This is a genomic window from Pontibacter sp. 13R65 (genome assembly GCF_047525655.1).
Classification (GTDB): Bacteria; Bacteroidota; Bacteroidia; order Cytophagales; family Hymenobacteraceae; genus Pontibacter.
In genome coordinates, this window is record NZ_JBLIQL010000020.1 from 42889 (window position 1) to 65002 (window position 22114).

The following is a 22114-nucleotide window of genomic DNA, read 5'->3' on the forward strand; positions in this document are numbered from 1 at the left end:
AAGCAGCCTGAATCAATAAAATACGAACATGCGTTAAGAAAAATTAGGCAGCTTGGCATAATTCTTTTACATTTATGCAAACGTTTGCAGATGCTTTTTCCATACTTATTTAGATAACATTATTATGGCAGGAACAGAATTATTTTCTTTGAAAGATAAAGTGATTGTAATAACCGGTGCTACTGGCGTGCTAGGCGAGGCCTTTTGCTTAGCCGTAGCCAAGGCTGGCGCAAAGGTGGCGGTGCTGGGGCGTAACCAGGAGCGGGCTGAGGAGCGGGTGCAGGCTATAGAGGCAGCAGGAGGGGAGGCCATTGCCGTGCTGGGCGATGTGCTGGATGAGCAGCAGATGCAGGAAGCCTGTGACCATATTATAACCACCTGGGGCACTATAGATGGGTTGGTGAACGGGGCAGGAGGCAACATGCCGGGTGCCACTGTATCTCCAAATCAAGACTTGTTCGACATCAACATAAACGATACGCGTAGGGCCGTTGACTTAAATTTGTTCGGCACCATTATTCCGACTAATGTTTTTGGTAAAGTGATAGCCGAGAAAGGTCGGGGTTCTATTGTGAATATATCTTCGCTAACGGCGCAGCGGCCCCTGACACGGGTAATGGGCTATACACTGGCTAAAACAGCCGTAGAAGGCTACACCAAATGGATGGCAGTGGAACTGGGTCTTCGCTACGGCGGTGGCATTAGAGTAAACGCCTTGGCACCCGGTGTCTTTCTGACAGAGCAAAACTACAGCCTGCTCATGAACGAAGACGAAAGCTACACCGACAGAGCCGAGCAGTTTATCGCCAACACCCCTTTTAAGCGTTTCGGTGCACCAGAGGAGTTAGTGGGAACTCTGATCTACCTGCTCAGCGATGCCTCTGCATTTGTAACCGGAGAGACTATAGTAGTGGATGGCGGTTTTAATGTATACAGCGGGGTGTAATTACCATACCTTAGTCAATAAAGCAGCAAAAATCCTCCGGAAGAACCTTTTTATTTAAATAATTTGATTATTAGTTGTTAATAACTGAATAGTTAAATGTTTAGCTTGTGGAGCTGGAAAAACATTGAATGAGAGATTATTAAGCTTTTATCTTTAGTTAAAAATCTAGAATCAAGCGTCTAATATTTAGTATCTCAATTAGCTGAGCATTTGATTAGCAGGCGAAGCTTAAATAGTGATTCAACCCAAAAAATAAAACATATGTCGTTATTACAAAGCTGGAGATGGTACGGGCCAAACGACCCGGTTTCTTTGCAGGATGTTAAACAGGCTGGTGCTACAGGCATAGTTACAGCCCTGCACCACATCCCGAACGGGCAGGTTTGGACGGTGGAGGAAATTCAGAAGCGCAAAGAGGTTATTGAACAGGAAGGCCTGGTTTGGAGTGTAGTGGAGAGCGTGCCTGTACACGAAGCCATTAAAACTCAGGCAGCAGGATTTGAGCAATACATCGAAAACTACAAGCAGTCCATCCGGAACCTGGCGGCATGCGATATCCGCATTGTAACCTACAACTTTATGCCCGTGCTCGACTGGACTCGCACCGACCTGAGCTATACTGTAGAAGATGGGTCGAAGGCGCTGCGTTTTGAAAAAGCCGCTTTTGTTGCTTTTGATGTACTGATGCTGCAGCGCCAGGGAGCAGAGCAGGATTATAGTGCGCAGGAGCTGGAAAAAGCCAAACAGCGTTTCGAGAGCATGAGCGAAGAGGAGAAGCTGTTGCTGCAACGCAACATCATTGCCGGCTTGCCTGGCAGCGAAGAGAGTTTTACGCTGGAGCAGTTTCAGCAGGCATTAGATACTTACAAAGGTATAGATGCTAGTAAGCTGCGACAGCACCTGGTTTACTTTCTGCAGCAGGTGGTGCCGGTGGCCGACGAAGCCGGTGTGCAATTAGTTATTCACCCCGATGACCCGCCGTATGCGATCCTGGGCCTGCCGCGCGTGGTAAGTACTGCCGCAGACGTAGCCGCTTTGGTAGAGGCCGTTCCATCGCTCAACAATGGTCTTTGTTTCTGCACCGGCTCTTTTGGCGTGCGTGCCGATAACGACTTACCGGGAATTGTAAAGCAGTTTGGCGACAGAATAAACTTTGTGCACCTGCGTAGCACCCAGCGCGACGAAGAAGGCAACTTTTACGAGGCCAACCACCTGGAAGGCGATGTAGACATGTACGCTGTAATGAAAGAACTGGTGCTGCTGCAGCAAAAGCGCAACATCAGCATACCCATGCGCCCCGACCATGGCCACCAGATGCTCGATGACCTGCACAAAAAGACAAACCCGGGCTACTCTGCCATTGGCAGGTTACGCGGCCTGGCCGAATTGCGCGGCCTCGAAATGGGCATTGAGCGCTCTTTAGCAAAAGCTTAAAAGTCAAAACTGATCGTGCTCTTCCAATATAATTATTAGAGTTAGAAATACTGTTGCTGATCTGTTAGTGAAGTTGGTAAGCATCCTTTCTGATTTTTATTTTGGAAGAGCACTTGGCAGGAACCATGAGGCAACAAAACCTTAAACTTAGTAATCCTGGTGGTGCCTGTTTGTTGAGTTGGTTTAGGAAGAGGTGTCTAACTAACTGAGGGAGTCCCTTTTAATCTGTAGCATCTTACCACATAAAACGAATTATTCTAATAAAAACTTCCTTCCGGAGGTACATTAACCTACTTTTGTAATAGGGTTTATCGGCTCTTGGGTTGAGCTTTGCGACTACTGCGTGGCCAAGAGGATACAATTGAAAGCATGTGCAACGAAGATTGATCCTACCGCATATCAAATAGATGTTGCTACTATTTGCTCCTTTCTTTTCATCTCCTGTAAAGAAACTCCGTTAGAAGAAGTAATCCCGTTCAATGGCTGTAGGAAGTAAGTAAGATGGTAGGTCTTGTAGAGATGGTGGCGATCATATTGTGATCGAAACGGTAGCCATATGCAACTATTCCTTCAACTTACCAGATAATTTAAAAGCGAAAATGACCGTTCTTGTTTTAAAGGCGAAGCTATTTGCTACACACGCCAACTTACACTTAGTTGGTCAGCCAATCATGACCACCAAACTCTTCTAGTCAACAGAATTCAGCTGCTGTGCTATCGTTGCAGTAGTAATTTTGTTCTTGCCGCCTGCTGTTGTTCAGACTGTACTTTTAACCATGAAGCCTTTTGTTTTACCATCTACTCACGCTGCTTTTCGTGGGCAGTTTACAGCGCGCTAATTTCAAATCTAAAAAGTGATGTTAGTATGTTAGAAAGGCCTGCTCGCCCGCACATAAAGGAATCGAGCCTCAGGTGTAGCCAGAAGCTGGCAGAGAAAGCTAAATTTTGGTGCAACTACCTCAACACAGGCAAACTAGCGCTTGTAAAGGAGCAAGATGTGCAAATTCAGATAGTTTATACCCTATTTTCGCTATATTTTGCAAAAAATATGATGGTTTGGTTTTTATACTGATAAATTCTTTCTAATTTTTGCAACTTTTTACAAATTTCTAAATGAACAGCATGAAATTGATGCAAGTCATTAGTGCTGAAAAAGAGATTTGTTTTATTGAATACCTGACCTTACCTAATCTTGTTGGAGAAGCTACTCTAGTAGTAAATGAATAGTTTAAATTACTGATGACATTTTAAAAATTTAGCCTTGAAATTAGCCGTTCTTAAAGAGAGCAAAGTGCCTGAAAGGAGAGTCGCTCTCACCCCAGATGTGGTAAAGTCGCTCACCAAAGCTGGTTTTACCTGTGGCATTGAAAGCGGAGCCGGTGTAGAGTCTGGTTTCTACGACAATGTATACGAAGATGCCGGTGCCATTATTTTCGCGGATAAAGCGCCTATGTTGCAAGATGCAGATGTGCTGCTGAAGGTAAATGCACCCACCCCGGATGAGCTGTTGCTGATGCGCGACGGAAGTTCGTTTATCTCCTTCTTGTACGCCTATACCGTGCCGGAACTGGTAAGCATTTGCGTGCAGAAAAAGATTTCTGCCTTTGCGATGGATGCCGTACCACGTATTTCGCGCGCCCAAAAAATGGACGCCCTGAGTTCGCAGGCCAACCTCGGCGGCTATAAAGCCGTGCTGCTTGGAGCTAACGCACTTGGTAAGATTTTCCCGCTTATGATGACGGCCGCTGGTACCATTACACCTGCGCGCGTGTTAATATTTGGTGCTGGTGTGGCGGGCCTACAGGCTATTGCCACGGCCAAGCGCCTTGGTGCTGTAGTGGAGGTAACCGACGTGCGTCCGGAAACCAAAGAGCAGGTAGAGTCGTTAGGTGGCCGCTTCCTGGAGGTGCAGGCCGAAGGGGTGCAAACAGAAGGTGGCTATGCCAAAGAGGTATCGGCAGAATATCTTCAGAAGCAGAAACAACTCATCACCAAACATATTGCTGATGCCGACATTGTGATTACCACCGCGCTGGTAATCGGTAAAAAAGCACCGGTGCTGGTAACGGCGCAGATGGTAGAGAGCATGAAGCCCGGCTCCGTGATTGTGGATATGGCTGTTGAGTCTGGCGGTAACTGCGAGCTGAGCGAGTTTAACAGAACAGTGGTGAAACACGGTGTCACTATAATAGGAGAGTCTAACCTGCCAGCCATGGTGCCTGTTAATGCCTCCGAACTGTATGCCAAGAACGTGAGTACCCTGTTGCTGCACCTGGCCAACAAAGATGGCTTCAAGTGGGAACTTGAAGAAGAAGTGACAAAAGGTTCGCTCATCACCCATCAGGGAGAGCTGGTACATCAATTCACCAAAGAAATTTTAGCTAAAAAAGTATGAATGCAGAAACTCTATTAGTACTACTTTATGTGCTGGTGCTGGCCAGCTTTGTGGGCTTCGAACTTATTTCTAAGGTTCCGCCAACACTTCACACCCCGCTTATGTCGGGTTCAAATGCTATTTCGGGTATTACCATTGTGGGTGCCATTGTGGCGGCTGGTCCGCAGGACTGGTCGGTGAGCAAGGGTCTTGGTATTGCGGCGCTGCTGCTGGCAACGCTCAACGTGGTAGGTGGCTATGTCGTGACCGACCGTATGCTGCAAATGTTTAAGAAAAAGAAAAAATAAGGGATGTTAGAGAAAGATTTACTTATACGAATTGCCTACCTGGTAGCATCTGTTCTTTTTATTATTGGCATAAAGATGCTCGGCAAAACCTCTACGGCACGCCAGGGCAACAGCCTTTCTGCCGTGGCCATGCTAATTGCTATTCTGGTAACCCTGCTCGATAGCCAGGTGCTGAGCCTGACGGAGATTTTCGTGACCATACTGGTAGGTTCAGCCATTGGCGCTGTCATTGCCCGACGCGTAGAAATGACGGCCATGCCGGAAATGGTGGCTATTTTCAATGGCTTTGGTGGTGCTGCCTCTGTGCTGGTAGCTGCTTCGGCTTACTGGGCACTTGCTCACACTGCTGGCATCAGTATGGATCCTGTGGTATCTGTAACAGTCGTAATCAGTATCATCATCGGAGCTGTAACGCTTACAGGTTCTTTGGTTGCTTTTGGTAAACTGAAAGGCATTATTAACGGGCGCTCTGTTACATTTGGTGGCCAGCACGCATTAAACGCAATCTTGTTCTTGTCGGCCATAGCGCTGTCGGTGATGGTGGTACTGGAGCCGAACGAGGAAATTTACATGATCGGCGTTATCGTTATCGCCCTGCTACTCGGTATACTTACAGTTATTCCGATTGGTGGTGCCGATATGCCGGTGGTTATTTCCTTGCTGAACTCTTATTCTGGTATTGCGGCCTGTGCCACTGGTTTCGTTCTGAACAACCAGGTGCTGATTATTGCAGGTGCTTTGGTAGGTGCTTCCGGTATCATCCTCACGCAGATTATGTGTAAGGCCATGAACCGCTCGCTCACCAACGTATTGCTCGGTGGTTTTGGTCAGACCAAAGCAGGTGCTACCTCTGGGAGTGGCGAAGAAATAGTAGTGAAAGAAGTAGGTGTGGAAGAAACAGCTATGTTGTTCGATTCAGCTTCGTCTGTTATTATTGTGCCAGGTTATGGGATGGCTGTGGCGCAGGCTCAGCACGTGGTGCGCGAACTCACTGACCTGCTCGAGAAAAGAGGTACGTCTGTAAAATTCGCTATTCACCCGGTAGCTGGTCGTATGCCAGGCCACATGAACGTACTGCTGGCTGAAGCCAATATTCCGTACGACAAGCTGGTGGAGATGGATCATATAAACGATGAGTTTGCCAACACCGACATTGCACTCATCATTGGTGCCAACGACGTAGTGAACCCTGCCGCTCGCACAAACCCAGGCAGCCCGATTTTTGGTATGCCAGTGCTAAATGCAGACAAAGCCAGAACAGTAATTGTTTGTAAGCGAAGCATGAATGCCGGTTATGCCGGTATCGAGAACGAGCTGTTTGGCTATCCGAACTGCCTCATGCTATTTGGCGATGCGAAATCTTCTATGGCAAAAGTGGTAAGCGAGCTGAAAGAATCAGTTCCTGCTTAAAGAGCAATATTTTAATGCTTTGCAGCCGCAGAACCGATCAGGTTCTGCGGCTTTTTTTGTGGATACCGGTGAGGTCTGTCTGGGGTAGCACTGCTTCGGGTACAGCCGTGTCAGCTGCTTGGTGCAGGTGTTTTGTTCTTTTGGGCTTGCTGTAAGTAACCACTCCTCCTGCGGAACCCCTCCTGAAAAAGGAAGAAAATGGTAAAAACTAGTTTAGCTATCGACGAAATTATTCTAATGAAAACAGCCTTCCAGAGGCTTTTTCAGATTAATCAGGATCAGGGCTATTCCTTTTCCACACTTTTATAGGAAAACATTTATAATTATTAGTTTAGGAGGAACTGCAGTTACGGTTTATGCTGAACAGGGAAGGTTCTGTTTCATTTAGTAACCAATAAAATGTTCTTTCTCAAGCGACAAACAAAGAGGGTAAATACCTCTTAATCTTTCCAGATTTAAATTAACCATTTCTTCCGTTTTGGCTATTGCCCATTAGCCTTTCATAATACTGGGGTAATCTTTCAATGATGTTTATATAGCATTAAGGTAATAGTAAGCTAACATAGTGACCGTAATCTTGTGGAACTATGTACAACGTTTAAAAATTATATGAAAAAAACGCTACTATTATCTTTCTTTCTCATTTTCTGTGTTACACTGAGTAGCCTGGCTCAAGGTACAGGATTACTTACAGGAACTATTCAGGATAAGGTGCAAAAGTTATCGCTGCCTGGTGCTGCGCTTCGGCTGATGCCTGGCAACAGGTATACCATCTCTAATAATGTTGGCCGCTTTGAGTTTTTGAGTGTGCCGGCTGGTACCTATACCCTGGAAGTAAATTACCTTGGCTTTAAGCCTTACAGCATGCAGGTAGAAATTATGGCCGGCGACGCACAAAGTATAACGGTGGCAATGGAAGAAGGTGGCGTTATGGGTAAGGAAGTCGTGGTACTAGGCGACCGGCTTCGCAGCCAGGCCAAAGCTCTCAACCAACAGCAAAACAATGGCAACATCACGAATATAGTGTCTGCCGATCAAATTGGCCGTTTCCCAGATGCCAACATAGGCGATGCCATGAAGCGAATTCCTGGTATTACCATGCAAAATGACCAAGGCGAGGCTCGCGATATCATTATCCGTGGCATGGCGCCCGAGCTAAACTCTGTAACGCTCAACGGTGATCGTATTCCATCGGCTGAAGGAGATAACCGCCGCGTGCAGATGGACCTGATCCCGTCTGACATGATTCAGACAATTGAAGTAAACAAAACCCTTACACCTGATATGGATGCTGACGCCATCGGTGGTTCTGTTAACTTAGTAACCAGAGCAGCACCAAATGGCATGCGCGTGTCTGGTACTCTTTCTGCCGGCTACAACCCCATCCGCGATAAAGCGCTTTACACCGGCTCTTTTCTGATAGGCAACCGTTTTGCAAACAATAAGCTTGGAGCTATTGTGAGTGCCTCTTATAACAACAACGATTACGGCTCAGACAACATTGAAGCCAGCTATGCACAAGATGAGTTTGGTAATGCATACATGACTTCAAAGCAAATCAGGAAGTACGATGTAAAGCGTGTACGCCGCAGCGTATCTGCCACCCTTGATTATGACATCAATGCTAAGAACAAGTTGTACCTGACAGGTATGTACAACTGGCGCGACGACTGGGAAAACCGATTCAGAGTTAGTTACGACGACATGGTGCCGCAGTACGACAGTGAGAACAACATTATCGGATATAAAGGAACCATCAAGCGCCAGACAAAAGGAGGTATAGGCACTGACCGTGTGAATAACAGACGCCTTGAAGATCAGCGTGTAAAGAACATCTCGATGCGTGGAGAGCACTTACTGGGTAGCACCATAGACCTCGACTGGGCTTTAACTTATGCAGATGCCAGCGAAGACAGACCAAATGAACGCTATATGCGCTATGATGCTGAAAAAGTTGAAATGATTCAGGACCTGTCAAACCCAAGATTTCCATTTGCAGATTCCAGAACGCCAGTGTCTGCCTCCAACCTGTTGTTCAACAGAATCACAGAGAACGATAATTATACATCAGAGAGAGAATACAGTGGCCGTGTTAACCTGCGCTTCCCGTTCTCTGTTGTACCTGAGCAGAAAGGCCGTATACGTGTAGGTGGCCGTTTTCGCCTTAAAGAGAAAGACCGCAACAACAACTTCTACAGATACAGACCAACAGGCACCACTGCCGATCAGTTTGCTAACTTAAGCCTTATTCCATCACATGACTTTAGCGGTGAGGGTTACCAGGCAGGCAGCCAATATGCACCAGGTCTTTTTGCCAGCCATACCTTCCTCGGAAGTTTAGACCTTTACAACCCAAACCTGTTCAGAGAGTCATTAGAAGGCTCGGAGTTCCTGGCTGTAAACTATAATGCACACGAAAACATTACGGCCGGTTACCTGCGTTGGGACCAAGATTTCAGCTCTAAACTTTCTATGATTGTGGGTGTTCGCTTAGAGAACACCAACCTGCGATACACTGGTAACGTGGTACAGGACGAAGAAGACCTGGAAGGACAGCGTGAGATTAAAAATAATTACCTGAATGTGCTGCCAAGCCTTACGCTGAAGTACAACGTACAGGAGGACCTGATTCTGCGTGCCGCCTTTACGACATCGCTTGCCCGTCCGAACTACTACGACTTAGTGCCTTACTTCGATAACCGCGTAGACGATGGAGAACTGCATGTTGGTAACCCGGACTTGAAGGCTGCCACCGCCAAAAACGTTGACCTGATGGTGGAGAAATATTTCAAATCAATCGGTATTATTTCTGGTGGTGCCTTCTATAAGAACATCAATAACTTTATTTACAGATACCGTAACGACCAATACACTACAGCCGATTTTGCTGCTGATTTCCCAGACGTGAATAACACCATTCCTGCTGATCAGGTGTATAGATTCCAGCAGCCAAGAAACGGCGAGAGCGTAGATGTATATGGTGCTGAAGTTGCGGTGCAGCGCCAGCTCGATTTCCTGCCTGGTTTCCTTCAGAACATGGGTGTGTATGCAAACTACACTTACACTATGTCTCAGGCAAAAGGTATTTACACTCCAGATGGCGATAGACGCGAAAATGTTGGTCTGCCAGGTACCGCTCCGCATATGATGAACCTGTCGCTCTCTTATGAGGACAAAAAGTTCAACGCTAGAGTTTCTGCTAACTACACTGCCGCCTATATAGACAGGCTGGGAAGCACTAGCTTCTTTGACAATTACTACGACGAGCAGTTCTTCCTGGACGCTAACATGTCTTACAAACTGAATCGTGTGCTGCGTGTATTTGGCGAAGCCAATAACCTGACAAACCAGCCATTGCGCTACTACCAGGGCACCAGCAACCGTACTATGCAGTTAGAGTACTACCGCCCACGCTACAACTTTGGTATCAAAATAGACCTGTAGTAATACAACACAGTTTAGAAAACAAAAAGGGAGCCACTACAATGGCTCCCTTTTTGTTTTTTGAAAGGTATAAGGCTTAATTCACTTTGCTAGCTTCTGAAGGTCAATTTCATTAGAATAATTTATCTTGTGGCGAAGCAAAGGGTTTCCTCTCTTCTTCCACCTCCACTTTTTGTCATCCTGGAGGGGCCTTGGGAGCGAGATCTATCAGCAATGGCTACAGGAGGTTTGGTTCAAGTTCGCATAGTACCTGTTACTGCTGTGACAGCGGGGTGGAGTTGTTTCATTGCCTGCTTTCTTGTTCTTTTTGTCTTGATACAAAAAGAACCAAAAAAATCAAGAAAATAAAAACTCGCTGAACGCTCAGACAGTTTATTTTCAATAGGTGCACCTGGCAAAGGTGCTCTCTCTGTATTTACCTGCCGTAATACCTTAAAAAGGGGTAGGTAGCTACAGCACAACTTTAGTTGGAGTAGTTTAAAGCTTTTGCACTGGTCCTTATCCAAATTAAATATTTTGCTGGCGCGAGCGTCCTCGCTCGTGACGATTATTCCGCGGCCTCTGGCCGCTTTAAAGCTCTTTTGCCATCAATTGTCATATACAACTTGTTAAGCTTTTCCTTAGATAAACCTGCTTTAAGAGCGCTTGTAGAAAACGGGCAGCGGATTAAGTTTGGTGTTCTGGCGCTGGTGCCAATAGGGGTAAATAGGAGGAACTTCGCTGGCTTTGTCGAGTTTCCGAACTTGTTCTGTCGATAGATTCCAGCCGACAGATGCCAGGTTTTGCTTCAGCTGCTCTTCGTTTCTGGCACCAATTATCACACTGGAAATGGTGGGGCGTTGCAATAGCCAGTTTATAGCTACCTGCGCCACTGTTTTACCTGTTTCCTCAGCTACTTCGTCCAGGGCATCGATGGTGTTGTAGAAAACCTCTTCGTTTACTACGGCTTCCGGTACTGGGCTGCCACCTTGTGCCACACGGCTTTGGGGCGGGAGGGGCTGGTTGCGCCGGTACTTTCCTCCCAATCGGCCGGCAGCTAACGGCGACCATATAATGGCACCTACGTTCTGGTCGAGTCCCAGCGGCATTAGCTCCCACTCGTACTCGCGGTTGGCCAGCGAATAATACACCTGGTGCGCCACATAGCGATTCCAACCATATTTTTCCGAAATGGCCAGCGACTTCATCAGGTGCCAGCCAGAGAAATTAGAGGCGGCAATGTATCGTACTTTTCCGCTTTGCACGAGGTCGTCGAGGGTGCGGAGGGTTTCTTCTACGGGGGTATTCCCATCGAACCCGTGCATGTGGTAAATATCGATGTAGTCGGTGCCCAGCCGCTTCAGGCTCCCTTCTACCTGCTTTAGCAGATGAAACCTGGAGGAGCCCTGGTTATTTGGTCCTTTGCCAAAAGGGAAAGAACCTTTAGTAGAAATGAGGAGCTTATCGCGTTTGCCGGCAATGGCTTTGCCCAGAATTTCTTCGGCCAGGCCCTGCGAGTAAATATCGGCCGTATCAAAAAAGTTTACGCCCGCTTCCAGACAAATATCCACCAAACGGGTAGCCTCAGCTGCCTGTGTGCTTCCCCAGGCTTTAAAAAACTCGTCGCCACCGCCAAAAGTAGCTGTTCCAAAGCTCAGCACGGGCACTTGCAGCCCGGATGCGCCTAATTGTCTAAACTCCATAGTTTCATTTTTCTTGATGATGAATAAGTAAGGCCATAAGGCTTCCACTTTTACGTTCAGATCGAAGTTTAGTGGTAGAAGCCCTATGGCCTAAATTCTTAAAAAAGGCTTCTGAAGACCATTTTCATTAGAATAATTTAGGGTAGTGCCTATATACCCTCCACTTTTTGTCATCCTGAAAGGATCTTGTGGGCGAGATCCTTGAGCAACGGCTACAGGCGGTTTAGTTCAAGTTTACAAAACTGCTGTATAAATCTTCATCAGCTTTAAGTTGTTTCAATTGCTTACTTTTCTATTCTTTTCCTCTTGCTACCATAGCCATCCGGCTGAGATTACAAAAGAGAGTCATCCTGAGCTTGCCGAAGGATCTATAGCGACAAAGAGGCTGTAAAGACATGTCTTGCTATGCTCGCCATGCCATAGCGTACACTTAATAGTTTCTTCGACAGGCTCAGAATGACCTGAAAGATTAGTTTTTATTTATGTTAAAAAATTAACTTGACGATCCCTTTTTAGGAGCTACGGGAGTTTTTCTTTGTACCTGTTGAGTAGTTCCAGCAGTTTGTGGAAGATTTCGGTGTTCTGGTAGATGCCTCTGAAATTCTGAGCGTGAGGGCCATAAGCATAGACCGGAACCGGGATGCCTGTATGGTCGTCGGTGCTAAATTCTCCTGTAACCGAACCGGTTGCAATGTCTCCGTTGAGCAGCGACAGGCCTCCTGTTTCATGGTCTGCTGTAACAATAACCAGTGTCTCTCCATCGGCATCGGCAAAACGTAAGGCCTCACCTACCACCAGGTCAAAATCCATGTTTTCGGTGATGACTTGAGGCAGATTATTGCCATGGCCGCCCCAGTCAATCTGAGATCCTTCCAGCATCAAGAAAAAGCCATAAGCATCATCGGCATAGCGTTGGGTAACTTTGTTGAAAGCAGCTGATAAAAAGTTGCCTCTGCCTTTCAAAACAGAACGGGTCACACTGTCGTCTACCAAGGCGATGAGTTTAGGTGCATCAGACGCGAGAAAGGCAGGCATGTCGTGGGTGACGGTGTAGCCTTTCTGCTGCAGCTGGGCCTTCACGGTTGTTCCGTTGGAGGCTGCCTCAAAATGGTGCCTGCCTGAACCTACCAGCATATCGATGGGGGAGGAGAGAAGGTCCTGCGCAATGGCTCCGCCTGAAGAACGCTCTGCCTGGTGGGCGTAAAAGGAAGCCGGCGTGGCATCCGTTAGATCGCATGCGGCAACAATAGCCGTTTTTTTCTTGCTTTCAGCAGCGTGTATGGCTAACGATTTCAGGGGCCTGCCAGTGGTGTCTACTCCAACAGCCCTGTTAGCAGTTTTCTGACCAGTGGCCATGGCTGTGCCTCCGGCAGCTGAGTCGGTGCCATAGGCATCGGCAGCGGTCGTAACAGAAAGTCCCAAGTTTCGCATCTGGAACAGGTTCAGTTGCCCTCTGTTGGCGGTGTAGGCGGCGTAGGCCTGCGTTAGCCCCATGCCATCTCCAATCAGCAGAATGATGTTTTTTACTTTGCCCGTTGTGCCGTCTGATTTGTATGTTGGTTTGTAAGCAGCATACGGTGCCGCAGCCTGATAATTGCTCTTTGCCTGTGTATGGAGAAAAGTCCCCAGCTCCTCCACGCGGTCTGTTCCTACAACGTCGACTCCCATATCCATCAAAGCAAGCCAGCTGGTTTTTGTATCTGGTGCAGCCCAAAACCGAACCAGTTTCCCTGCCGCATGCACACTGTCTATCAAACCTTGAATACGGGCAAAATCCTTTTTCGGAAGCACACCTTTTCCATTCCAGGTGCTGTAAGTTGTAAAGCTGGTGCTTACAAGAGCTACCCGCTGCCACTGTTCATGCGTATGTTGCACCCTAAAATGGTCATCGAAAAAGATGAAGTCAGGATACCTTTGGTAATCGGCGGGCTGTGGTCTGTTGCCACTGATGATAATAGTAAGCTGGCCCTGTTTTGTAGTGGTGCGAAGTAAGTGCCGTAACGGCTTTAGCTGCTTCACCAGGATAGGAAGTGCCGCCTGGTGGTTTTCTTTTATATCGATCAGCAGGTTGAGCTGGCGGTTTTGGTCTTTTTGCAGCTCGGCCAGTACTGGTTCCAGATAAAGCTTACTAAGTGTGTTGCCTTTGGTAATTTTGTCTTTGTCGTGAGCAACATACAAGTCTCCTTTCACCGGAAAAATATCTGCTTCTATAGAACCAAACTCCTTATGGTAAGCCCTGTAAAAAGGAATATTATTATGGTAATCGTTGTGGGAATGTGCTATAGGTGTAGGAGCTGTTTGTGTTTGCGCGTTGGCAGCAGTTCCTGCTAAGCCAGCTGCCATGAGCAGTATGTATAGTTTCTGAAACATAGTAAAAAGAAAAAGTGCTCAGGCAGCACCTATTGGCTCCTGAGCACCTGTGTTTAAGAATGATTTGCTTTTTTCCATGGACCGGTTATGGCCACTGTAATTCCCGGGTCCTGAATGTTTACGAAAAAGGTTTCTCCTGTAGGAGAGAACACACCTCCTGCCAGTTCAGATTTGTAACCTACGTTTTCTGCCAGCTTGTATAACTCGCCACCTGGTGTTACGCCTACCACAAAAGGGTGCGGGTCATCTTCACACATTACCACGTCTCCCCAGGGAGCTATGGTCAGGTTGTCGCAGTATTTCAGGATTTCCTTGTTGTTGGGCTCCAGGAACAGCTCCAGCTTGCCTGGCTGCTTTTTCTCATCCGGCTTGCCTTCGTGTGGGCTCGGTACATAACGGAATACTTGGCCAGTGTAGGCTTTGCCGCCATTAGTGCAGGCAAAGTATAGTTCGTTTTTGCCAAACCAAATGCCTTCTCCTCGCGCAAAGCAAGCGGCCCCTTTGCTGAACCCGACTAAACGCAGGTCATCATCAGGTGCGGTTTCTACGTTGTCCATATCCAGCCACTCTACCTCGTGCTGCTGCCCTACCGGAAAGGCCGGACCTTTGGAGGTTTCCCAGTTGCGGGTGTCCCAGCTTTTGTGCTCCCGAAGTGCCAGTGCCTGTAATTTGCCGCCTTTTGCCAGCTTACCCGGTTCGTTCGGAATGAAGCGGTAAATCAGGCTGTCGCCTCTGTCTTCGGTTAAGTACACAATGCTGGTGGCAGGGTCTACTGCCACTGCCTCGTGGTTCATGCGGCCCATAGCTTTTAGAGGTAACGGAGTAGCCAACCCAACTTTGTCGGTGGCAGGTACTTCGAACACATAACCGTGGTCCTTCTCAAAATAATCGTAAGCTCCGGCTTTAGCTGTTGTTTCTTCGCAGGTAAGCCAGCTATTCCAGGGAGTAACACCGCCTGCACAGTTTCTGGAGGTGCCGGCCAGACTTAGAAACTCCTTTTCCACTATTCCTTTATTGGGGTCGTACACCAGGGTGGTGGTGCCGCCAAGGCCTGGCAAGTTCCCTTTGCCAAAGTCGTAGAAGCTGGAGGCTTTGCCTTTGGGCAGCAACTCATTTTTAAGCCCGAAAGGTCCCTCTATAAAAGTATCTGGGCTGTTCTCGTGGTTCCGGATGATGATGGTTTTACCATTTGGTCCGGCAAAAGTTCCCATGCCATCGGCTTTGCCCGGCACCAGAAAGCCGTCTGTCATTTTATCGCCACGGGTAGAAATGACCTTATAGGAGAAGCCTTTCGGCAGGTTTAATATGCCCTTCGGGTCATTTACCAGCGGTCCGTAACCGGCAGATGGTGCCAGGCGGTTTTGAGCTGCTGCCTGCAAGGGCAGCGATGCAAATTGGTACAAGCCCATAAAGCCTAGTGTCGCCATGCCGGAAGACTTTAAAAAGCGGCGGCGGGAGGAGGAGTTCTCTTTCATGATCTAGTATATATAATTTAGACTGGCCACTACCAACCCTGATTCTGTGCTATGTTTGAATTGCTGATAACATCCGGAGGAATAGGCCATACATGATGCACCTGCGGGTTGTAATTTCTCGGGGCTTCAAGCTCCACCACTTCATAAGGCGAATCCGGATTGGTTTTATCGCGATGGACTCTGCCGTGAGGCGCTATCCTGTAAGCCGCCTGCGCATCTCCCCAGCGAACCAGGTCCAGGTGGCGGTCGGCAAATTCACCGGCAAGTTCTACTCTGCGTTCGTGTTTCAGATCGGCCAGTGTGGCTCCGGTTTTGGGTTGTAAGCCTACTCTGGCTCTAACTAAATTGAGTGGTTCATCGCCATTTTTCCCTTGCATGATCATGGCCTCCGCTTTTATAAGCAGAATTTCAGAGTAGCGCAGCAGTGGCACATTCAGGTCGGTGGTAGGTTCGTCGCCGTTCGCATTCAGGTGCTCCTCTACCGGGTAGCGGTATGGCTCCATGTATTTGTTAAACTGAAAGCCTGTAAGTGAGTTTGAAGAAGCATAACGGGTTTTCTGCCCCAGGTACTGCAGTTCGTCTCCAAATTCCAGAATGGTGGCTTTTCTACGATGAACATCGGCTGCTTCGTACTCGTTGTAGAGCTCCAATGTTGGTTGAAAATACCCCCAGCCATTGTACTTGCCCCAGCCTTTGTTCTCTAGCATTACACCCGGTAAAATACTACCTGTTTGTCTGCCAGAAACAACTGACCAGATATACTCACTGGACCAGTTGTTGGCAATATAAAACACGCTGGCAAAGTCCTGCTCCGGGTTACCAGTGTTAATTAACGCTCTCCCGGATCCTGAAGTGGCTACAGCATCTGCCGCACGTTCTGCATCGGCCCATTTAGAGTTGTCGAAGCGGGCCCAGAACAGGTAGGTTTTGGCCAGGTATCCTAAGGCTGCATCTTTATGGGCACGACCTTTATCTGCATCGCTGAAGGTAGTGATAAGGGGCAGCAACTCGGCTGCTTTCTTCAAATCACTTTCTACGAGCTTGTAATTTTCTACGACACTGGCTGGCCGGTCGAAGTGGTCCTGGCCCATGTTTTCTTCTGTTACAAGAGGTAAACCAGCTCTTTGGTCGCCGTAGTAACCTGCCAGGTAGTAGTAGGAGAACCCGCGCATAAAATATGCCTCGCCCAGAATTCTGTTCTTCAGGTTTTCCGGCATGTCAATTCCCGGAACATTCAGAATAATCTCGTTGGACCTGCGGATGATCTGGTACAGGTTTCCGTAGATGTTGCGAATGTAGCTGTCGCCACCTGTTGTTCTGAAGTACCGGATGTTTTCGGCGGTAGCGTTAGAGCGACCGGTAACCATGTCGTCGGAAGCATTGATGAACCAAAAGAAGCCGCGGCCAAACATTTCGCCGTTATACATGTGTGTGTATAAGGCATTAGAAGCCGCAACGGCATCCTGTTCTGTTTTCCAGAAGTTTGTGTAGGTAGTAGAGCCTTTAGGAGTAAGCTCTGTAAACTCTTCGCTGCAACCTACCGATAACATCAGTAACAACGCAAAGGGAATATATTTCTTTATTTTCATGATAGATTCTTCTTTAATAAAATTTAGAACTGCATGTTTACACCAACTGTGAAAGTGCGTGGAATAGGGTAGGTACCCATGTCGAGGCCGATGCCTCCGATTTCAGGATCAAGTCCTTCGTAAGGCGTAAAGGTTAGCAGGTTCTCGGCGGCAGCATACACCCGCAGGCTGGCTCCGGACCTGATGTTGCTCAGGAGGGAAGCCGGCAAAGTATATCCTACCATCAGGTTTTTGATACGGAAGTAATCGCCCTTTTCCAGATACCAGTCAGAGGCAGTGCCAAAGTTTAGATTGTTGTCGCTGGTAGAAACTCTTGGTATAGAAGAGTCTCTGTTATCAGGAGACCAGGCACCAAGCACGGCACGGTCTAAATTGTAGCCCTGCAGGCCAGCGTTGTAAGTGGAGTATTTATAACCGGTAAGTAGTTTAACACCACCAACACCCTGCCCAAATATGGAGAAATCAAAAGCACGCCACTGCAGGTTCAGGTTAAGGCCATAAGTAAATGCTGGCATGGCATTGCCCATATACTCCCGGTCGTTGTCGTCAATTTTGCCATCGCCGTTTACATCCCTGAAGATAATATCACCTGCTTTGGCGTTTGGCTGAATAGGATTGCCTTGTGCATTGGTGTAGCTTGCCACCTGCTCATCAGACTGGAAAATGCCATCATGCGGAATCAGGAAATAGGAGTAGAGTGGTTGACCAGGCGTAGAGCGGTATGGCGAGAACATACTGCGCACATTCTGTGTGTGGGTGATGTACTCATTCCCGTAGCCATCCAGGTCCCGTAGCTCGTTTTTAAGCGTGGTGACATTAGCATTTATCTGGTATGTGAGTTCGCCAGCCTTGCCGTTATAGCCCAGCGCCAGTTCCAGGCCTTTGTTCAGAACGGTGCCTACATTCCGGGTTGCGCCATTTCTAACGCCAACGTGCCGGTTAGGGTCTACAGGTAAAATAAGGCCGCGCGTGAATTTCTGATAATAGTCTGCCGTAAAGGTTACCCGGTCGTTAAACAAGGCCATGTCTAAACCAATGTCATATGTTTCGGAGCGTTCCCACCCTAAACCAGGATTAGATTCCTTGTTTATGTAGTAAGCCTGTTGGAAAGCAGGAGAAGCTCCTAAATAGGCATTTCCGGCCTCTAATGGAACGTTATAGGCATAATATTCTACCGATTGTATGTTGCCAATTTGCCCCCAGGAGGCTCTTAATTTCAGCATTTGTATGAACGAGGCACGAAAGAATGGCTCGGAGGATATTTTCCAGGCAGCAGAGGCAGCTGGAAATACATCGCTGTTGTTATTAGGATGTAACCGGGAGCTTTCGTCGCGGCGAATACTGCCGGTTAAGAAATAACGGTCGTCGTAGTTATAAGCAATTCTTCCTATGGCAGAGGTCAAAGCATCTTCGTACACATTGCTGGTAGGCCGTTCTATAATATCTTTGGCGTTGCCCATGTACTGGAACCAGGCATCTTCACGGTCAAAGTTCTGTCCTTTCTGCCAGTTGTACTCGTAGTTGGTGTGCTGCGCCGAGTACACCGCTGTTAAATCGAAGAAGCTTTTGCCAATGGCTTTCTGGTAAGAGAGCTGATTGTCCCAGATCCATTTGTTTCGGTTTGCCTCGCTCTGTGTCAGGTAGTTCATGGAGTTTGGCTTGCCTGGTTCCGGAATACGCGGATCAAAGCGCTTATAAGAGTCGCGCAACATGTCTATACTAAAACTGCTCCTGAACTTGAGGTTGGCCAAGGGGCTGTATTCTACAAAACCGGTTCCGTTTATGTTCAGGCTCGGGTTGTTTACATGGGGGCGAAGCAGCAGGGCCACCGGGTTATAGGTGTCACCGTAAGAACCGCCGAACGAACTTACCAGCTCATCGGGCACTACCCCATGAAAGTTGCCTGAAGCATCGTACACAGGTGCGGCAGGTGGCATGTAAATGGCATTGATAATAGTGCCGGAGTAACTGTTGTTTGTATTGGTGCCCTGGGCATTGCTCTGGTTTACATACAAGTTCTGCCCAACCTTGATCTTATCAGTAAAATCGTAGTCTGATTTTATGCGGAAGTTATAGCGCTTGAGGTTGGTGTTAAGCAAGATGCCTTCTTTGTTCTGGTAGCCAAAAGAGGAAATATAGCGCCCTTTATCGTTGCCACCACTAATGCTGGCATTCAGGTTTTGGATACTGCCGGTACGGAAAATCTCATCTATCCAGTTGGTGCGTGTTGTTTGTCCCCACGGGTTCTTTTCCGCATTGTGTGCGTCAGGACGTGATTTGCCGGCATTGTCGGCTGCCAGGTTGTACACGGCAGATTGCTCGGCCGCATTCAGTGCTTCCGGTAGTTTATAGGCCGTTTGCCAGCCATGATACATATCGAGAGTTACACGCGGCTGACCGGCTTTTCCGCTTTTGGTAGTAACCAATATTACCCCCGACGAAGCCTGTGCGCCATAAATAGCGGCAGCAGAAGCATCTTTTAGCACTGTAAAGGACTCTATGTCGCGCGGGTTTAGCGGACCACCATAATATGGCATGCCGTCTACCACCCACAAGGGCGATTCGCTGTTTATGGTACCTGCACCTCTTATCGCGATCTGGGGAGTTGCAGAAGGGTCGCCTCCGTTATGTGTAACGGTTACACCGGCCAAGTTGCCTTGTAAGGCATCGGCAATATTGGCAATGGGTCGGTTGGCCAGTTTATCAGCATCGGGCAGGGTACTAATGGCAGTGGTAATATCGGCTCGTTTGGCTGTGCCGTAGCCAATCACTACCACCTCGTTCAGGCTTTTGGCATTTTCGCCTAACACAATATTGATACTTGACTGGTTGCTTACCTGCACCTCCTGGCTGGTGTAGCCAACAAAAGAGAAAACAAGCACTGGCTGCTCTGCACCGGCCAGATCAAGGCTGTAAACTCCGTCTATATTCGTTACGGTTCCTTTTGAGCTACCCTTCAGTATTACCGAAACACCTGGAACCGGCTCTCCCTGGACGTCTTTTACCTGCCCTGTTACCGTCTGGTTTTGTTGTTTTTTGGTAGAAGTTGCCTCGTTTATGGTAATAGAAATGGTTTTGTTATCTTTTCGGAACTTCAGGTTGCCCTCCTCCGACAGTTGCTGCAGCACCTCGTCTATAGGTTTATGTTTGGCGCCAAAAGTGAAGTTCTTTTTAAGCCTGGCTACCTCATCGGTGTAAGCAAAGTGGTAGCCGGTGCTCGCTTCCAGCTCTTTTAAGACAACAGGCAAGCTAGCCTCTTTTAAGGTTAAGTCAACGTAAATGGCTTCCTGAGTCTGCGCAAAGGCAGGAGGTAGGGTAGCCGTTCCGAACAGCGCCAGAAAGAGCAGCGGATAGCGCTTCCGGGAGGTAGTTTTGGTTTTAGATACAATTTTCTTTTGCATAACTTGAAGGTTGACAAAGGTTTAGTTTGGTTGTTTGTGTAGTAAGAGGTTGTTTGAGGAAGTTTGCTCCCAGCTGAGGTCCAGCAAAAACGAAAGGCTCTCCATCACGTTTTCCAGCTTTTCGTTCTCGTATCGGGCGGTAATTGTTCTTTGGCTTAGTTGCGGATCGTAGCTGATGCGTACGCCATACCATCGCTCTACTTTGGCTAGGGCCTGCTGCAGTGGCAGCTCCTGAAGCACCAGCACTTTCTGCATCCAGGCAAAATCAAGGGCAGCTTCGTGCCTTTGCTTGTGGAGCAGATTTTTCTCCGGATCAAACGTGGCTTTTTCTGATGGGTGTAGCTGTACTTTCTGCCCTAGTGGTGTTCCCTTTTCAGATACCTCAACTAGCCCTGTAGCTACTGTTACGGAGTGTATATTATCGTGCGTGTTTATGTTAAATGAGGTGCCCAGTACCCGTGTAGTAAGCAGTTTAGTGGCTACCAGAAAAGGATGCAGCGTATCTCGCTTCACTTCAAAGAAAGCTTCGCCCTGCAAGTCTACATGCCGTACCCCCTGGCCGAAGTCAGCAGGGCTGTAGGTAAGTTGGCTTTCTCCGTTGAGCAGAACAGTGGTTCCATCTGGCAGGATTACCTGCTTTTGCTCTCCTGCAGCAGCCGCTACAGTTGTTGCCTGGTGCGCCTGTTGCACGTGTGGCAATCTACCTGGTTGTAGGTAGTAAGTTAGAGCAAGGCCAAACCCAAGTACCAGCAGTATGGTTGCGGCTATTCTTCCTGCCACTGATTGGTACCATAGTACTCTGGTGCTTGCCTGTGCGGCAGGCAGGGGTAAGCGGCGCTGGAGCCTTTTTTTGATTTCGTCCTCAGGTTCTTCGAGCTCCTGCCATACGGCATCGCCTTGCTGCTCCAGGTGCTGTAGAAACTCTTCTAAAGTTTTTCTTTCTTCCTGGCTTGCCTCATTGTTCAGGTATTTTTGGAATGCCTGCTGCCAATACTGTTCTCTGTTCATGAAACTGCGTTACACTAACAAGTATCAGAAACTGCCTGTTGTACTTAGTGTAAAGCGGTTATGTATTTGTTAAATAGGCCAGGCAAAAAGTAACAAAAGAGAAATGGTGGTAAGCTTGCTCTTTAAAAATTTTGTAGCCAGGTACAGGTGGTGCTCCACCGTGCGGATAGAGAGGTCGAGCTTACTGGCAATATCGTCTACGCTTAAGTCTTCGAATTTTCTAAGAACAAAAACCTCCTTGCTGCGTGGAGGAAGTTTGGTGATGATGTTCTTTACCTGTGTGTTTAGCTCATCGAACAAGTAAACATCTTCCGGCGAAAGCTCCTGGTGCAACTGCTCCAGCAGGGCGATGTTTCTTTCAGGAATTTTGGTTTTAGATAGTATAGTAAACGCCTTGTTTTTAATCATTTGGGTGAGAAATGCCTCCGGGTTGCGGATTAACAACGTTTTTCTTCTTTCCCATAGATCCATAAAGATCTCCTGCACCAGGTCTTCTGCCTGCTCCTTATGCCGTAGCAAGGCGTACGACAAGGCAAAGCAGCGCTTCCATTGCAACTCAAACAATAATTGGAAAGCCTCCTCAGAATCTTCTTGAACTTGTTCCCATATATCAGTTAGTACCATGTGGAGGGCAATTATTATGTGTGCACAAAAAAAATGAAAGCACATTACA

General features: G+C 47.7%; 13 protein-coding genes. 6 read left to right on the forward strand and 7 right to left on the reverse strand.

The features are described 5' to 3' along the window. Nucleotides 1-124: 124 nt before the first annotated feature. The 6 genes from ACMA1I_RS18560 (at nucleotide 125) to ACMA1I_RS18585 (ending at nucleotide 9916) form a co-directional block, all read left to right on the forward strand. Nucleotides 125-946, forward strand: a complete 822-nt coding sequence (locus ACMA1I_RS18560) for an SDR family oxidoreductase (RefSeq protein ID WP_337069931.1) — start codon at nucleotides 125-127, stop codon at nucleotides 944-946. A gap of 261 nt (nucleotides 947-1207) precedes the next feature. After that, a complete protein-coding gene (gene uxuA, locus ACMA1I_RS18565; RefSeq protein ID WP_337069932.1) occupies nucleotides 1208-2380 on the forward strand; it encodes a mannonate dehydratase in 1173 nt (390 codons plus the stop codon). A 1261-nt stretch (nucleotides 2381-3641) separates the two neighbouring features. Next, nucleotides 3642-4775: a Re/Si-specific NAD(P)(+) transhydrogenase subunit alpha gene (locus tag ACMA1I_RS18570; RefSeq protein ID WP_337069933.1), complete on the forward strand. Its 1134-nt coding sequence runs from the start codon at nucleotides 3642-3644 to the stop codon at nucleotides 4773-4775. Next, the gene (locus ACMA1I_RS18575; RefSeq protein ID WP_337069934.1) at nucleotides 4772-5062 is read left to right on the forward strand and encodes an NAD(P) transhydrogenase subunit alpha; all 291 of its coding nucleotides are present in this window, start codon (nucleotides 4772-4774) and stop codon (nucleotides 5060-5062) included. The genes ACMA1I_RS18570 and ACMA1I_RS18575 overlap by 4 nt, the downstream gene beginning before the upstream one ends. Nucleotides 5063-5065: 3 nt before the next feature. Beyond that, on the forward strand, nucleotides 5066-6472 hold the full coding sequence (locus tag ACMA1I_RS18580) for an NAD(P)(+) transhydrogenase (Re/Si-specific) subunit beta (RefSeq protein ID WP_337069935.1): 1407 nt from the start codon (nucleotides 5066-5068) through the stop codon (nucleotides 6470-6472). Between the two features lie 609 nt (nucleotides 6473-7081). Next, on the forward strand, nucleotides 7082-9916 hold the full coding sequence (locus tag ACMA1I_RS18585) for a TonB-dependent receptor (protein ID WP_337069936.1): 2835 nt from the start codon (nucleotides 7082-7084) through the stop codon (nucleotides 9914-9916). Between the two features lie 635 nt (nucleotides 9917-10551). Here ACMA1I_RS18585 and ACMA1I_RS18590 read toward each other — a convergent pair. The 7 genes from ACMA1I_RS18590 to ACMA1I_RS18620 form a co-directional block, all read right to left on the reverse strand. After that, nucleotides 10552-11598 carry an aldo/keto reductase gene (locus tag ACMA1I_RS18590; RefSeq protein WP_337069937.1) on the reverse strand — a complete coding sequence of 349 codons (1047 nt, stop codon included), beginning with the start codon at nucleotides 11596-11598 and terminating at the stop codon, nucleotides 10552-10554. Between the two features lie 519 nt (nucleotides 11599-12117). Beyond that, a complete protein-coding gene (locus tag ACMA1I_RS18595; RefSeq protein WP_337069938.1) occupies nucleotides 12118-13968 on the reverse strand; it encodes an alkaline phosphatase in 1851 nt (616 codons plus the stop codon). A 53-nt stretch (nucleotides 13969-14021) separates the two neighbouring features. Then, nucleotides 14022-15443: an alkaline phosphatase PhoX gene (locus ACMA1I_RS18600; RefSeq protein WP_337069939.1), complete on the reverse strand. Its 1422-nt coding sequence runs from the start codon at nucleotides 15441-15443 to the stop codon at nucleotides 14022-14024. Between the two features lie 29 nt (nucleotides 15444-15472). Further along, entirely contained in the window at nucleotides 15473-17032 is a 1560-nt protein-coding gene (locus tag ACMA1I_RS18605; RefSeq protein WP_337069940.1) for a RagB/SusD family nutrient uptake outer membrane protein, read from the reverse strand. Nucleotides 17033-17055: 23 nt separating this feature from the next. Continuing rightward, nucleotides 17056-20433, reverse strand: a complete 3378-nt coding sequence (locus tag ACMA1I_RS18610; protein ID WP_337069941.1) for a SusC/RagA family TonB-linked outer membrane protein — start codon at nucleotides 20431-20433, stop codon at nucleotides 17056-17058. 21 nt (nucleotides 20434-20454) lie between these two features. After that, entirely contained in the window at nucleotides 20455-21441 is a 987-nt protein-coding gene (locus ACMA1I_RS18615) for a FecR family protein (RefSeq protein WP_337069942.1), read from the reverse strand. Nucleotides 21442-21510: 69 nt separating this feature from the next. Beyond that, complete coding sequence (locus tag ACMA1I_RS18620) at nucleotides 21511-22065, reverse strand: sigma-70 family RNA polymerase sigma factor (RefSeq protein ID WP_337069943.1); 555 nt, start codon at nucleotides 22063-22065, stop codon at nucleotides 21511-21513. Nucleotides 22066-22114 lie beyond the last annotated feature (49 nt).